Annotated in this window: 14 protein-coding genes; 9 read left to right on the top strand and 5 right to left on the bottom strand. The window is 62.3% G+C overall.

The features are described from left to right. Positions 1-3 precede the first annotated feature (3 nt). Positions 4-1,161, bottom strand: a complete 1,158-nt coding sequence (locus GJA_RS20505; protein ID WP_038496005.1) for a carbohydrate kinase — start codon at positions 1,159-1,161, stop codon at positions 4-6. A gap of 338 nt (positions 1,162-1,499) precedes the next feature. Between GJA_RS20505 and xapA the strand changes: the two genes are divergently transcribed. The 7 genes from xapA (at position 1,500) to GJA_RS20470 (ending at position 10,247) form a co-directional block, all read left to right on the top strand. Next, positions 1,500-2,339, top strand: coding sequence for a xanthosine phosphorylase (gene xapA / locus GJA_RS20500; protein WP_038500620.1), 840 nt, complete (start codon positions 1,500-1,502; stop codon positions 2,337-2,339). A 210-nt stretch (positions 2,340-2,549) separates the two neighbouring features. Continuing rightward, a complete protein-coding gene (locus GJA_RS20495) occupies positions 2,550-3,743 on the top strand; it encodes a phosphopentomutase (RefSeq protein WP_038496004.1) in 1,194 nt (397 codons plus the stop codon). Then, positions 3,740-4,702: a deoxyribose-phosphate aldolase gene (deoC, locus tag GJA_RS20490; RefSeq protein WP_038496002.1), complete on the top strand. Its 963-nt coding sequence runs from the start codon at positions 3,740-3,742 to the stop codon at positions 4,700-4,702. Before GJA_RS20495 ends, deoC begins: the two co-directional genes overlap by 4 nt. A 30-nt stretch (positions 4,703-4,732) precedes the next feature. Continuing rightward, positions 4,733-7,123, top strand: a complete 2,391-nt coding sequence (locus GJA_RS20485; protein ID WP_369689982.1) for an aldehyde dehydrogenase family protein — start codon at positions 4,733-4,735, stop codon at positions 7,121-7,123. Positions 7,124-7,249: 126 nt separating this feature from the next. After that, on the top strand, positions 7,250-8,572 hold the full coding sequence (deoA, locus tag GJA_RS20480) for a thymidine phosphorylase (RefSeq protein WP_038495998.1): 1,323 nt from the start codon (positions 7,250-7,252) through the stop codon (positions 8,570-8,572). A gap of 37 nt (positions 8,573-8,609) precedes the next feature. Then, a complete protein-coding gene (locus GJA_RS20475) occupies positions 8,610-9,014 on the top strand; it encodes a cytidine deaminase (protein ID WP_038495996.1) in 405 nt (134 codons plus the stop codon). A gap of 9 nt (positions 9,015-9,023) precedes the next feature. Beyond that, entirely contained in the window at positions 9,024-10,247 is a 1,224-nt protein-coding gene (locus GJA_RS20470) for a nucleoside deaminase (RefSeq protein WP_038495994.1), read from the top strand. Here the strand turns inward: GJA_RS20470 and GJA_RS20465 are convergent. The 4 genes from GJA_RS20465 to GJA_RS20450 form a co-directional block, all read right to left on the bottom strand. Further along, entirely contained in the window at positions 10,244-11,407 is a 1,164-nt protein-coding gene (locus GJA_RS20465; RefSeq protein ID WP_038495993.1) for a dipeptidase, read from the bottom strand. The genes GJA_RS20470 and GJA_RS20465 overlap by 4 nt on opposite strands. A gap of 11 nt (positions 11,408-11,418) precedes the next feature. After that, complete coding sequence (locus tag GJA_RS20460) at positions 11,419-11,841, bottom strand: VOC family protein (RefSeq protein ID WP_038495991.1); 423 nt, start codon at positions 11,839-11,841, stop codon at positions 11,419-11,421. 203 nt (positions 11,842-12,044) lie between these two features. Next, positions 12,045-12,317, bottom strand: coding sequence for a hypothetical protein (locus GJA_RS20455; RefSeq protein WP_144241604.1), 273 nt, complete (start codon positions 12,315-12,317; stop codon positions 12,045-12,047). 149 nt (positions 12,318-12,466) lie between these two features. Beyond that, positions 12,467-12,973, bottom strand: coding sequence for a hypothetical protein (locus GJA_RS20450; protein ID WP_038495986.1), 507 nt, complete (start codon positions 12,971-12,973; stop codon positions 12,467-12,469). A 249-nt stretch (positions 12,974-13,222) separates the two neighbouring features. Here GJA_RS20450 and GJA_RS20445 point away from each other — a divergent pair, with 249 nt between their 5' ends. Both GJA_RS20445 and GJA_RS20440 read left to right on the top strand, forming a co-directional pair. Beyond that, positions 13,223-14,176, top strand: a complete 954-nt coding sequence (locus GJA_RS20445; protein WP_038495984.1) for a choice-of-anchor A family protein — start codon at positions 13,223-13,225, stop codon at positions 14,174-14,176. A 275-nt stretch (positions 14,177-14,451) separates the two neighbouring features. Then, on the top strand, positions 14,452-15,369 hold the full coding sequence (locus tag GJA_RS20440) for a choice-of-anchor A family protein (RefSeq protein WP_167541137.1): 918 nt from the start codon (positions 14,452-14,454) through the stop codon (positions 15,367-15,369). Positions 15,370-15,521 lie beyond the last annotated feature (152 nt).

The following is a 15,521-nucleotide window of genomic DNA, read 5'->3' as shown; positions in this document are numbered from 1 at the left end:
GTGTCAGTCCTGTTGAAAAAGGGTAGGGGGCGGCGCCAGGCCGGCGTCGGCGTTGCCCTCGGTTGTCTCATTAACTATGTTTTCTAATATTTCGCTGGAAACCAGCGGCGACACCGTGCTGCGCGCTTGCAGCGTCAGCGCGGCCAGTTGCATGCCGCGCCGGCAAGCCAGCCGCAAGTTGCCGCCGTCGCGCTGCAGCGACCAGCACACGGCGGCCGAAAAGGCGTCGCCGGCGCCGGTCACGTCGACTATGTCGACGGCGCGCGCGGCCAGGTGCCGCACGCCGTCCGGCGCGGTGTAATAGACACCCTGGCCGCCGCAGGTGACGATCACCAGTACAGCGCCCTGGGCTTGCACTTCGCGGCAGGCGTGCTGCAAGTCGGCCGCGGCCGGCAAGGCGCGGCCGACCCGGGTTTCCAGTTCACCGCGGTTCAGTATCAGCAAATGCACGCCATGCAAGTCGGGCGGCAGGCGGTTCATCTTGGGCTGCGACACCGCCACGATCACCAGCGGCGTGGCGCTGGCGCGCGCATCGGCGATCAGCAGCGCCACGCTGTCGCGCGGCAGGTTCAGGTCGGCCACCGTCAACGCCGCCGCCGCGCGCTGCGGCTGGCGGCTCAGCAGGAAAGCCGGCGTCAATTGTTCATACAGCTGCATGTCGGCCAGCGCCAGCAGCATTTCGCCGTGCGCGTCGAGCACCGCCGTATAAGTGCCGCTGGCGTTGCCGTTCAGGTGCAGGCTGCCGCGCGTGTCGATGCCGGCGGCTTCGGCGTGCGCCTGCAGCGCCTGGCCGGCGGCGTCGTCGCCGAGCACCGTCAGCAGCGCCACCGGCAGTCCCAGGCGGGCCAGGTTTTCGGCGATGTTGCGGGCCACGCCGCCCAGGGTTTCTTGCGCGCTGGCCGGGTTCGAGGTGCCCATTTGCAGCTTGTCCAGCGTGCGCAGCTTGCGGTCCAGGTTGGCCGCGCCTATGCACAGCAGCGGGCGGCTGTCGGGCAGCACGTAGGCCCGTCCCAGCAGGCGCCGCTCACGGATCAGGCCGGCGATATGGCCGGCCACCGCCGAGCGCGACAAGCCCAGTCCGTCGGCCAGCTCTTGCTGCGAAATGAAGGGATTGGCCCGTATCAGTTGATACAGCTGGTCTTTTTTGGAAATATCGGTCACGGGATGGCTGCTGTGATGAGATCGCTAAACAATTGTCTGTAATCGTAAACATATGTCTGGATTGTGTCAATCGTTGTCCACAAGCGGTCCTGTCATTGGCAGGCAAGCCTATGCCGGCTGCATGGCCATGATTTATAATAGTGGGTTATTTATATATCTTTTGTATAAATCCGGAAGAAAAATGGTATTTGCCATACATATCAGGCTTGATGCATAGTGACGGCTTGATAATGGCAATGCCGGGCTTCCTGGTCAGGCGCCTGACGCAGCGACACCACGGCAGCACCGCACAGAACACCCAATCTACCCACCTCCAATTTATCTTCGCAAGGATCATCATGTCGAACAACGCCCCTTTCCACGCCGCCGAAATCATACGCGCGCGCGCCCCTGAAAACTTCCAGCCGCGCGTGGCGATGATCCTGGGTTCCGGCCTGGGCGTGCTGGCCGAGCAAATGACCGACGCCGTCAGCATCAGCTTCGACGAATTGCCGGGTTTCCCGATCAGCACCGTGCACGGCCATGCCGGCGAACTGGTGATCGGCACGCTGTCTGGCGTGGCGGTGGTGTGCATGAAAGGCCGCGGCCACTTCTACGAAGGCTACGGCATGGGCGTGATGACCAGCGCGATCCGCACCTTGAAACTGCTGGGCTGCGAAATGCTGTTCGTGACCAACGCGGCCGGTTCGCTGCGTCCTGAAGTCGACGCCGGCAGCCTGGTGGCGATCAGCGACCACATCAACCTGCTGCCGGGCACGCCGATGGTCGGCCCGAACGACGAGCGTTTCGGCCCGCGTTTCTTCAGCATGGCCAACGCCTACGACGCCGACCTGCGCCAGCTGGTCAAGGATACCGCCGCCGCCAACGGCATCACGCTGCATGAAGGCGTGTTCGTCGCCTACCCGGGCCCGAACTTCGAGACCGCCGCCGAAATCCGCATGATGTCGCGCATGGGCGCCGACACGGTCGGCATGTCGGTGGTGCCGGAAGTGGTGTCGGCCCGCCATTGCGGCCTGAAAGTGGTCGGCGTCTCGGTGATCACCAACCTGGCCGAAGGCATGTCGCCATTCCCGCTGTCGCACGAGCAAACCCTGAAATACGCCGCCATCGGCGCCAAGGACCTGGTAGTGCTGATCCTGGCCTTCCTCAATACAGTCGCAAGCAAGCCGCAAGCTTGATGGACGCTCTTAAAACCTGCTGCGTGGCCCAATTTCCGGCCTCCGATGCTCACTGTGCGTGCGCACAGCTCCGCTTCTCGGCCAGAACTTGAACCGCTCGCTACGGTTTTAAGAGATTCCATGATGCGCCGCGCGGATGCTCCGTCCGCGCGGCAAAACAGGCCCGATTGGCCTACACTAAAGTATCAACTTCACTAAGCGAGCCTTGTCATGTCACGCGCCTTTATCCTCCTGCTTGATTCCTTCGGCCTCGGTGCCACCCCGGACGCCGTCAAATACAACGACGCCGGCGCCAATACCTTCGGCCATATCGCCAGCTGGGCCGCCAAGAGCGGCAAGCCGATGGTCTTGCCGACCATGGAAAAACTGGGCCTGGCCGCCGCCGCCCACGCCGCCAGCGGCGCATGGGCTGAAGGCTTCGAACAGCGCGACGGCTTCAGCGCCGCGTACGGCGCGGCGCGCGAGCGCTCGACCGGCAAGGATACCCAGAGCGGCCACTGGGAAATCGCCGGCGTGCCGGTCGAATTCGACTGGGGCTACTTCCCGCGCACCACGCCGTCGTTCCCGGGCGAGCTGACCGCCAAATTGCAGGAATTGACCGGCGTGCCGGGCTTCCTCGGCGATTGCCACGCGTCCGGCACCGACATCATCAACCAGCACGGCGACGAGCATGTCGCAAGCGGCAAGCTGATCATCTACACCTCCGGCGATTCGGTGATGCAGATCGCGGCGCACGAAGCATCGTTCGGCCTGGAACGGCTGTATGACGTGTGCGAAATCGCCTTCAAGCTGGTCGAACCGTACAACATCGGCCGCGTCATCGCGCGTCCATTCGTCGGCAGCGACGGCAAATACACGCGCACCACCAACCGCCACGATTACGCCGTCGCGCCGCCTGCGCCGACGCTGCTCGATCACGTCAAGGATGCCGGCGGCGAAGTGGTCGGGCTGGGCAAGATCAGCGACATTTTCGCGACCCAGGGCATCAGCCGGGTGGTCAAGGGCGCGGACAATATGGCGCTGTTCGATTCGCTGCTGCAAGTGGCCGATGAAGTCAAAGACGGCTCGCTGACCTTCGTCAACTTCGTCGATTTCGACCAGGCCTTCGGCCACCGCCGCGACGTCGCCGGTTATTCCAATGCGCTGCACCAGATGGATGCGCGGCTGCCGGAATTCATCGCCAAATTGAAGGAGGGCGACCTGGTGGTGATCACCGCCGACCACGGCTGCGACCCGACCTGGCCCGGCTCCGACCATACCCGCGAACATATCCCGATGATTTTCTTCGGCCCGGGTATCAAGCCGCGGGCGCTGGGCATTTCCGAATCGTTTTCCGACATCGGCCAGACGCTGGCCCATCACCTCGGCGTCAAGCCACTAGCCAACGGAATCAACCTGCTATGACCATTTCCCCCGACTTCAAGCGCAACCAGGCGATCGGCCTCGACCTGGGCTGGATCAACCGGATCCGCGTCAATAAACCGGCCGCCGACCGCCGCGCCGCCAGTTTGGCGAACCGCCGCACGGTCAAGAAGGAATACCAGGCCGCCTGGCTGGTCAAGGCGATCGGCCTGATCGACCTGACCACGCTGTCCGGCGACGACACCCCGGGCCGCGTCGAGCGGCTGTGCATGAAGGCGCTGCGGCCGCTGCGCGCCGACCTGGTCGAAGCGCTCGGTTTGCAAGACCTGAAGCTGACCACCGGCGCGGTCTGCGTGTACCACGAAATGATCGCCCCGGCGATGCGCACGCTGGCCGGCCGCTTGCCGATCGCGGCCGTGTCGACCGGCTTCCCGGCCGGCTTGACCAGCATGGAAACCAAGGTGCGCGAGATCGAATTGTCGGTCGCCGCGGGCGCCTCGGAAATCGATATCGTGATCACCCGCCAGCACGTGCTGACCAGGAACTGGCAAGCGCTGTACGATGAAATGGCAGCCTACCGCAAGGCCTGCGGCGACGCGCATGTGAAGGCCATCCTGGCCACCGGCGAACTGGTGACGCTGGAAAACGTCGCCAAGGCGTCGTGGGTCTGCATGATGGCGGGCGCCGATTTCATCAAGACCTCCACCGGCAAGGAACCCGTCAACGCCACCATCCCGGTGTCGCTGACGATGGTGCGCGCGATCCGCGAATACCACGAACAGACCGGCTTCAAGATCGGCTACAAGCCGGCCGGCGGCGTCAGCACCGCCAAGGGCGCGCTGCAATACCTGACGCTGATGAAGGAAGAACTGGGCAATGAGTGGCTGGAGCCGCACCTGTTCCGCATCGGCGCATCCAGCCTGCTGACCGACATCGAGCGCCAGCTTGAGCATTACGTCACCGGCCATTATTCGGCCGCGCACCGTCACGCCCATCCTTGATGCCCACCCTTCAGACCCAACGGATTCGCCATGCCAACAATTAACGAGATTCTCACCACTATGGACTACGGCCCCGCACCCGAAAGTCAAAAAGAAGCCCAAGCGTGGCTGGAACAGCGCGGCCGCACTTTCGGCCTGTTCATCGACAATGCGTGGAGCGCGCCGGGCGAATTGTTCGCCTCGGCCAATCCGGCCGATGCATCCAGATTGGCCGACCTGACCCAGGCCAGCGAGGCCGATATCGACCGCGCGGTGCAAGCGGCGCGCCGCGCCCAGCCGGGCTGGCAAGCGCTGGGCGGCCATGGCCGCGCGCGCGTGATGTACGCGCTGGCGCGCCTGCTGCAAAAACATGCGCGCCTGTTCGCGGTGCTGGAAACGCTGGACAACGGCAAGACCATCCGCGAAACCCGCGACATCGACATGCCGCTGGCGGCGCGTCATTTTTACTATCACGCCGGCTGGGCCCAGTTGCAGGCCGAGGAATTCGCCGATTACCGCGCCGTCGGCGTGGTCGGCCAGATCGTGCCGTGGAATTTCCCGCTGCTGATGCTGTCGTGGAAAATCGCCCCGGCGCTGGCGGCCGGTAACACCGTCGTCTTCAAACCGGCCGAATTCACCTCGCTGACGGCCTTGCTGTTCGCCGACATTTGCCAGCAGGCCGGCGTGCCGGCCGGCGTGGTCAATATCGTCACCGGCGACGGCCGGGTCGGCGAAGCGATCGTCAAGCATGCGGGCATCGACAAGCTGGCCTTCACCGGTTCGACCGAAGTGGGCCGCGCGATCCGCATCGCCACCGCCGGCAGCGGCAAGAAACTGTCGCTGGAATTGGGCGGAAAGTCTCCGTTCATCGTGTTCGAGGACGCCGACCTGGACGCCGCAGTCGAAGGGCTGGTCGATTCGATCTGGTTCAACCAGGGACAAGTATGCTGCGCCGGTTCGCGCCTGCTGGTGCAGGAATCGGTGGAAGAATGCTTGCTGGCCAAGCTGCGCGCGCGGATGGATAAATTGACGCTCGGTTCGCCGCTCGACAAGTCGGTCGATATCGGCGCGCTGGTCGATCCGGTGCAGCAACAGCGCATCGCCGGCCTGGTCGAATCGGCGCGCACCGAAGGCTGCACGATTTACCAGCCGGCTTGCGAGATTCCGGCCAACGGCGCGTGGTACCCGCCGACGCTGATCACCGGCGCATCGACCTCGGCCGCCGTGGCGCAAGCTGAAATCTTCGGCCCGGTGCTGGTCGCGATGAGCTTCCGCACGCCGCCGGAAGCGGTGCAACTGGCCAACAATACCGTCTACGGTCTGGCCGCCTGCGTGTGGACCGAATCGATCGGCCTGGCGCTGGATATCGCGCCGCAGATCAAGGCCGGCGTGGTGTGGATCAATACCGCCAACCAGTTCGACGCCGCTTGCGGTTTCGGTGGTTACCGCGAATCCGGCTTCGGCCGCGAGGGCGGCCGCGAAGGGATGTATGAATATTTGACCGCGCTGTCCGAAGACGCCCGTCCGGCCGCGCCGCTGGTGGAAACCAGGGGCAAGCCGAAAGCTTCCGCTGTCGCCGATAGCGGCAATGGCCCGTTCGCGCTCGACCGCACCGCCAAGCTGTACATCGGCGGCAAGCAGGCCCGTCCCGACGGCGCCTACAGCCGCGCGGTCCATGGCGCCAACGGCGCATTCATCGCCGACGTCGCCGAAGGCAGCCGCAAGGACATCCGCAACGCCGTCGAGGCGGCGCACAAGGCGGGCGGATGGGCCAGGGCCAGCGCGCACAACCGCGCGCAAGTGCTGTATTACATCGCCGAAAACCTGGCCGTGCGCGCCGACGAATTCGCCGCCCGCATCGCCGCCATGACCGGCAGCAAAAACGCCGACCAGGAAGTGCAAGCGTCGATCGAACGGCTGTTTTATTATGCCGCCTGGGCCGACAAATACGACGGCCAGGTGCACCAGCCGCCGGTGCACGGCATCACCGTCGCGCTGAACGAGCCGGTCGGCGTGATCGGCATCGTTTGCCCGAACGAGGCGCCGCTGCTGGGCCTGATTTCGCTGGTGGCGCCGGCGATCGCGCTGGGCAACCGCGTCGTCGTGGTGCCGTCGGAAGCGCATCCGCTGTCGGCCACCGACCTGTACCAGGTGCTCGATACCTCGGACTTGCCGGACGGCGTGGTCAACATCATCACCGGCAGCGCCGATGAATTGGCGCGCACGCTGGCGACCCATGGCGATATCGACGCGGTGTGGCGCCATGACGGTTCGGCGGACGGCTGCGCCGAAGTGGAACGGCTGTCGGCGGCGTCGCTGAAACGGACCTGGGTCGGCGGCGCCAAAGGCCGCGACTGGTATAGTACCGCCCAAAGCGGCGGCCGCGCGGTATTGGCGCATGCCAGCCAGGTCAAGAACGTCTGGATTCCCTACGGGGTTTAAGCAAGTCGCCACGGATAGCCGGGGCCGTAGCGGCAGCGTTGCATGACGCTGCCGCTACGGCCCCAAGTTGCTTTCATCGCAGCACGATAGAACATCATACATATCATTCACATCGGGGAGCAGTTCATGTTTTTAACTCAAGAAATCATTCGCAAGAAGCGCGACAAGGGCGTATTGAGCGCCGAAGAAATCCAGTTTTTCGTGCGCGGCATTACCGACGGCAGCATCACCGAAGGCCAGATCGCGGCGCTCGGCATGGCGGTATTTTTCAACGACATGAACATGGATGAACGGGTCGCCTTCACGCTGGCGATGCGCGATTCGGGCCAGGTGCTGGACTGGCGTTCGCTGAACTTGCCGGGCCCGGTGGTCGACAAGCATTCGACCGGCGGCGTCGGCGACGTGGTGTCGCTGCTGCTGGGACCGATGATCGCCGCTTGCGGCGGCTACGTGCCGATGATTTCCGGGCGCGGACTGGGCCACACCGGCGGCACGCTCGACAAGTTCGACGCGATCCCTGGTTACACCACCGTGCCGGACAATGACTTGTTCCGCAAGGTGGTCAAGGAAGTCGGCGTCGCCATCATCGGCCAGACCGCGCAGCTGGCGCCGGCCGACAAGCGTTTCTACGGCATCCGCGACGTCACCGGCACGGTCGAATCGGTGGCCATGATCACCGGCTCGATCCTGGCCAAAAAACTGTCGGCCGGCCTCGATGCGCTGGTGATGGATGTCAAGGTAGGCAGCGGCGCCTTCATGCCGACCTATGAAAAATCGGTGGAGCTGGCGCAAAGCATCGTCGATGTCGGTAACGGCGCCGGCATGCAAACCTCGGCCATCCTGACCGACATGAACGAATCGCTGGCGCCTTACGCCGGCAATGCGCTGGAAGTGCGCGGCGCGATCGATTACCTGACCGGCCGTTCGCGCCCGGCCCGCCTGCACGAAGTGACGCTGGCGCTGTGCGCCGAAATGCTGGTGCTGGGCGGCCTGGCCGATACCGAACAGGCGGCGCGTGTCAAGCTGATGGCGGCGCTCGATTCGGGCCAGGCGGCGGAGCGTTTCTCGCGCATGGTGGCGGCGCTGGGCGGCCCGGCCGACCTGGTCGGCAACGAAGACAATTACCTGGAACGCGCGCCGTTCGTGGTGCCGGCGCCGGCCTTGAAAGCGGGCTATGCCAATGTGCGCGATTGCCGCGGCATCGGCTTGACGGTGGTGGCGCTGGGCGGCGGGCGCCGCCGCGCCAGCGATGACATCGACTTCGCGGTCGGCCTGACCGACCTGGTCGGCCTGGGCGACAAAGTGGCGGCCGGCCAGCCGCTGGCGATGGTGCATGCGCGCACCGAAGCGGCGGCGCAGCAAGCGGTCAAGGAAATCCAGCAAGCGTACGAAATCAGCGAAATCGCGCTGGCCGCGCACCCTGTGGTGTACCGCTCGATTCGTCCATGATGCGACGCTGCCGATTGTATAGACTAAGGATAGCCAGATGAATGACAAGGACTTGATCGCCGAAGCGAACGCGGCGCGTTTGAGCGCCTACACGCCGTACTCGAAATTCAAGGTCGGCGCGGCGCTGCTGTGCAAGGATGGCCGCGTGTTCCGCGGCTGTAACGTCGAGAACGCGGCCTACGGCTTGTGCAATTGCGCCGAACGCACGGCGTTTTTCAGCGCCTTCGCGCATGGCTGCCAGCCGGGCGATTTCGCCAGGCTGGTGGTCACCGGCGACACCGCCGAGCCGATTGCGCCGTGCGGCGCGTGCCGCCAGGTGATATTCGAACTGGGCGGCCCGGACTTGCCGGTGTTGTTGACCAACCTGAAAAACGACATCATGGAAGTGACGGCCGGCTGGCTGTTGCCGCATGGTTTTGGCAACGCCGACCTGAAGATGTAAGAGCCCGTCTTGAACAAGACTATCGACATCCAGGCGGCGGTCGCCATCGCGGCCGCCGAGGCCATGGCGGCCAAGACGCAAGGCACCTTCGGCGTCGGCGGCGTACTGCTCGACCAGTCCGGCAACGTGCTGCAATCGATGCACAACAACGTGGTGCGCAACGGGGCGATCTTCGACCCGACCGCGCACGGCGAGCGGCAACTGGTCGACTGGTATTTCGCCGAGCGTGCCAAGGGCCGCGACTTGCCGCCGCCGGGCGAGATGACCATCGTCACCTCGCTCGACCCGTGCTGCATGTGCACCGGGGCGATCCTGGAAGCCGGTTTTAACGTGGTGATCGCGGCGGCCGATGTCAAGGCCGGCATCAATTACGACGCGAGCACCACCTTCGCTGCGCTGCCGGAAGGCTTGCAAGACGACGCGCAGCGGCGATTTTGCTATCCCGCCGTGCGCGGCGCGTCGGAATATGCGCGCGCCGCGACCGGCGCCGCGCCCAAGTCTTTTTTCATCGGCAAGACCATCAGCGAGGCGACCCAGGCCTTATGCTCGCTGGTGTTCGAATCGACGTCGGCCGACGTGATGGAATTGCTGAACGCCGACATCGGCCGGCAGCATCTGAAAGACCCCGCCAGTTTGCCGGCGCAGCATGTGGTGGTGCGCGCGCTGAAGCGGCGTTATCCGGCGGCGCTGACGTACCGCTGCGCGCCGCATCGGCCCGACGCCGGGCTGGCGCCATTCCTGCTGGCCGCGATGGAGCAGGACCGGCAGGACGGCGGCAAAGGCGACGCCGTCGCCTTGCTCGACTCCTTCGGTAATTTGCTGTTGTGCGCGCCCGGTAATCTGGCGCAATCGGCGATCCGCACGCCGTTCATGGAATGCACGCGCCAGTATGCGCAACTGCGTTATGAATTGATGGCGCAGGCCGAGCCGGCGCTGCGTCAAGAGATCGGCGCCTGCCTGGCGCACCCGAAAGAGGGCACCTTTGTTTTCGCCATCGGCCCGGACCACAGCGCCGCCAGTTTCATGAACCTGGGCGCCTACGGTTCGACCATGGAAGGGGCGCTGCCCGACTATAATCCGGCGCAATTCCAGTATGTGCGGGCGGCGCTGCCCGAGCCTCAATTGCAGGCGCTGTGCGCCGGCTTGCCGCCGCTGTACCGCGACCTGATCAAGATCAGGCCGCAGCAAGTGGCCGACCAGGCGCTGGTCGCGGCGCTGTCGGTTTCAATTTAAGCGTCGTCGTCGGGCAAATTAGCCAACAGGAAATCGCGTACGTTTTCGCCGGCGATGCGCCTGATCTGCTGCTCCGTCAAGCCGGCGTCGAGCAGGGCCTGGGTCAGCTTCGGCAAACCGGCCGCATCGATCGCGGTGGTCACGGCGCCGTCGAAAGCCGAACCGTAGGCGACGTGGCCGGCGCCGACCAGCGCCACCGTGTACTGGATGGCGCGGGCGATCGCCGCCACATCCTTGCCGCACACCGCGGTATTCCAGAAACCGATGCCGATCAAGCCGCCTTGCGCGGCGATTTTCTTCAATTGAACATCGCTCAGGTTGCGGTCGTTTGGACAAGTGCCGCGCACGCCGGTATGCGACACCATCAGCGGCCGCGTGGCGCTGGCCAGCACGTCGTCGATGGTGGCTGGCGACGCATGGGCCAGGTCGACGATCATCTTCAGGTGTTCCATCTCCTTCAGCCAGCTGCGGCCCAGCGGCGTCAGGCCGCCTTTTTGCCGGCCGTGCTGCGAACCGGCCAGCTCGGTGTCGAAGAAATGCGCCGGCGCCGCCATGCGGTAGCCGGCGCGGTATAAACGTCCCAGGTTATCGAGGCCGCCTTCCAGCGCATGCGCGCCTTCCAGCGTCAGCCAGCCGGCCGTCAATTGCGGATTTTTCTGGCGCGCCGCGATAAAGTCGCGCAGCTGGGCGCGGCTGCCGACCATGCGGAAGCCGCCGTTGCTGTCATCGGCGAAGTCGCTTAGCCGGCCAGCCTTGTACAGCGCCCGTTCGAGCAGGCTGTTCCAGGTGGCGGCCGGCATGCCCTGCGCGATCACCAGCGCGGTGATGTTGTCGGTGCCGGCGCCGTTGCTGTCGATATTCATGTTGCGCCGGGTTTTGGTGACCACCGAAAATGCCTGCAGCGCGACATTGCCGCGCGCCAGCCGCGGCAGGTCGACGTGGCCGGTGTGGCTTTCCCGGTTCAGGTCGCGCTGCCACAGCAAGGTGTCCGCATGCAGGTCGGCGATCCACAAGGAGCGGTGCAGCGCCAGCGCCCGGGCTGACGGCGTCGCCGCCTCGGACGGAGAGACGCGATTCAGGTTTTGATCGACCAGTGCCGGCGCGGACAGGAAACCGCCGATCAGCAAAACGCTGGCGGCGGTGGCGCCGATCGTGATCATAGTGCTCCGTTTTACCATGGATCGTAAGTGCCCAGACTCCACACATGGCCTTCCGGATCGCGGCAGGTGAAGCCGCGTCCGCCGTATTGCTCATCCTGGATATCGAGCACGATGTCGGCGCCGGCTTCCCTGGCGCGGCGGTAGACCAGGTCGGCGTCGCTGACCACCAGGTAGGCGCTCTGGGTATTCGCGCCGCCGGTTTCGGACGGCTGTTTCATCAGGCGGCCGTATTCGGAATCGGCGACCGAGCCGAGCATGATCATGCCGTTTCCGAACGATAATTGGGCGTGGGCGATGCCGCCATTTTCATCGGGCACCACCAATTGTCTTTCAAAACCAAAGGTATTGCACAGCCACGCGATCGCGGCTGGCGCATCGTGATAACGCAGGCACGGCATCACGCTGGACTGGGTATGCTTGGGGATAGTGGACATAAGAAAACTCCTAACACAGTGATGGAGAAACTTCGATCACTTTTGACATATGTCGTTCAAGCTGTAGCAGGTGCATAGCGCGGAGCTTGATGGGCCTCAGACTTTGCAGCATTTTCCATAGGACGGCACGCCATGCCTGGCGTCATGCTTAGCATGATGCGTGGCATTGTGCGTGGCGCGCAGTTTTTTGTAAAAATAACATTTTACTGTGCTTGTTCCTGTTCCGTCTTTGATTTGGTGCGCACATTGGCTATCACCACGGTGGCGGTAGCCCACTTGATCAGCAAGAAAATGACAAACAAGGTCAGCGCCAGCGGCAAGATGGCCAGCAAGAACGCGCAGCCGATGGCGCAGGCGAGCAGCGCCGGCCAGGACATGGCGCCGATCGCCTCGATACCGAGGCTACCGAGGCGATACAATTCCTGCCACACTTGTTTGAACAGCATAGCTAGGGGTTTGAAGTTGATATCTTTCATGGCTGGGCTCCTGGTCCGGCCGCGAAGGCGGCCTGTCGATGTGGTCAATATAACCACGAAGCGCCAGCGCCGCCCCGCGTTTCCGATGAAATGCGCAAATGGCGGCATGAATTGCAGGTGCGGGGAATGAAGCGCCTGCCCTGTCTGTTTTACTCCCAGACTTTGAGCTTTAATTGGAAACTCAACGCGCCATACAAACGATCCTTGTACGGCGGAATAATGGCCAGGTTCAGGCCGACGCGCTGGTATTCATAACTGATGGTGGGAATCGCCGCCAGGAACCAGCCGCCGTCGCGCATTTTCGGGTAGCCGTTAAAACCGCCGACCACCGCGCCGAGGCGGAACGGGCCGATCGCGATGGGCTGGTAATACAGGCCGGCATAGTTGGAATACGCCCGGTCGCTATTGTAGAAACGGCCGGCGGTGACCGAGGATACGGTCGAGAAACGGTATTCGGCGCCCAGGCCTGGATTGCTGTCGTTCAAATCCTTGTCGCGCTTGAAGTGATACGAGTAAAAGCCGGCGTTCAGCCATGTCTCGTTCAAGGGCTGGTTTTCTATCATGCTGAAAGTCTGGGCTTGCGCGGCGCTGCCGAACATGACCAACAGGGCGCCGCCGATCCGGGCCAGCTTGCGCGCCAATGACAACTGTTTCATGCCTATCCTTTATTGATCCAGGTAAATGATGGCAGCCGCCTCAAGACAACCGCCGAATCTCTCATGCTATCACTATGGCTATTGTGTAATAGAAATTTTATAGCGCTGCGCATGGAGCGTTGATTTATAAAGTTGCCTCATGGGAAATTTGTTTTGTAATTTTGTTACAGATTATGCTGTTTTATGAGACAAGCAAACTCATCAATTATGATATTCTCTGTGTAACTTAATTTCCTCTTCGGAAACAAAATGTCTATATTGCCAAAAGCATCAACGATCTTGCTGTTGTCCGCGGCGTTTTCGGCCGGCGCCGCACAGGCGGCCGTGGTCGACCTCGGCATCGGCGGCGCCAATTTTTACACGCTGGGCAGCTTCAACTCCAGCAACAGCAGTGTCGGCGGCGCCTTGCTGGTCGCCGGTAGCATGAATGCCTCCAATTATTCGATCAATAGCCAGAATAAAGACGCCTATGGCAGCTCGGCGTATGCGCTGGTGGTCGGCGGCAGCTTGAACTACCAGTCCGGTTCGATCAATAACGGCAGCTATTATGTCGGCGGCAGCAGCAATATCAGCAACACCGGCTTTGGCGGCGGCGCGGCGCAGTCGGGCAGTGCGCCGCTGTCGTTTACCGAAACCTCGGCCCAGTTGAAAAATACGGCGCTGTCGCTGTCGAAAGTGGCCGCCACCGGCACCGCGACGGCAGCCCCGGGCGGCTTGACGCTGACCGGCAGCGGTAACGGCGGCGTGCAAGTGTTTGACATCAGCGGCGCCAGCCTGTTGTCGGCGAATAATTTATCCTTCAATAAGCTGAAGGCCAACGATACTGTCATCGTCAATGTCAGCGGCAGTGTGTCCGGGTTCAACAACGTCGGCTTGAACGGCTTGAACAAATACAATGTGCTGTTCAATTTCTATGAAGCGAGCAGCCTGTCGCTGCAAGGCTTTGGCCTGGATGGCAGCGTGCTGGCGCCGCTGGCCAGCGTGAACGGCGGCAATGGGTCGATCAATGGCAACGTGGTGGTCGGTAACTGGAATTCGAACATCGCCATCGGCGGCGGCAATGCCTTCAAGGCGTCCGACGTGGCAGGGTTGGTATCGCCGGTGCCGGAACCGGAAACCTATGCGATGTTGCTGGCCGGCCTGGGCTTGCTGGGTTTCGTGGCGCGCCGCAAGGCAGCCAAGGGCAAGCTGCTTGCCGCCTGAGTATTGATGAACGTGTATTGAAACGGCCAGGCCGTTTCCAATCAAACCCGCCGTGCTGGCGGGTTTTTTTATGTGCGTTCGGTATGGGGGGCACTCTTGCGCGGGGTGGCATGGGGCCGCTTGCCCGCGGCGGGAGTGGGGGATGTTATTTATTTTATACCAATGGTACTTAGTTAATTGTAAATTGTGATATCATTTAATATAATTTAACTATTAACTCACATGACATGATCGCACTCTCCAAAATTCCAGCCGTTTTTCTGTTATCGACAGTCTTGACCGCTGGTCTTGCCCAGGCTGCCGTGCTGGACTTGAATATTGGCGGCGCCAATGCCTATTCCTTGGGTAATTTCAGTTCCAGCTCCGGCAAGGTGGGCGGCGCCTTGCTGGTGGCTGGAAACATGGATGTTTCCAATTATTCGGTGAATGGCCAAAATAAAGACGCTTACGGGAATTCCGCGCTGGCGGTTGGCGGCGACTTGAATTACCGCTCCGGTTCGATCAATAACGGCAGCTATCATGCCGGTGGCGTCAGCAATATCGGCAAGAGCATGTTGAATGACGCCAGCCCATCGGACAGTTCGCCATTATCGTTTGAGCAAACCTCGGCGCAATTGAAGGAGTTGTCGACGTCGCTTTCCCAAGTTAAAAGCATTTATTATTCGTGGCATCATTCGGCCTACGATTTGACCTTGACGGGCAGCGGTAGCGGCAATGTGCAAATATTTAATATCCCTAGCCATACCTTGTATGGTCAAAAAGACTATAAATTCGAATTCAACAAACTCAACCCCAACGACACCTTGATTCTGAATATCAGCGGAGCATGGGGCGGTTTCAGCGATGCGAACTTGATCGGTTTCGGCAATTACAACGTGCTGTTCAATTTTTATGAGGCGACGGAACTGTGGGTGCCGCAAAACTTGAACTTGAAGGGCAATATACTGGCGCCGCTGGCCACCGTAAACGGCGGCAGGGGGACGATCAACGGCAACGTGGTGGTCGGCAACTGGAATTCGAATATTGATATCCTTGGCAACAACGCCTTCAAACCGGCGGACGTGCCGGGTTTGATTTCGCCGGTGCCCGAACCGGAGTCCTATGCGATGTGGCTGGCCGGCCTGGGCTTGCTGGGTTGCGTGGCGCGCCGCAAGGCAGGCAGGGGCAAGCAAGCCGCAGCCTGCATGTCTTGATGAAGGTGTACTGGAACGGCCTGGCCGTTTTCGATCAAACCCGCCGTGCTGGCGGGTTTTTTGTGTGCCTTCGGTATGGGGGGGCACTCTTGCGCGAGGTGGCATAAGGACGCTTGCCAGCATCGTGAGTGGGGATATTATTTATTTCATAC

This window comes from Janthinobacterium agaricidamnosum NBRC 102515 = DSM 9628, from assembly GCF_000723165.1.
Classification (GTDB): domain Bacteria; phylum Pseudomonadota; class Gammaproteobacteria; order Burkholderiales; family Burkholderiaceae_D; genus Janthinobacterium; species Janthinobacterium agaricidamnosum.
Note: the sequence above shows the minus strand (reverse complement) of the source record. Positions and strands in the feature narration are given on the sequence as shown.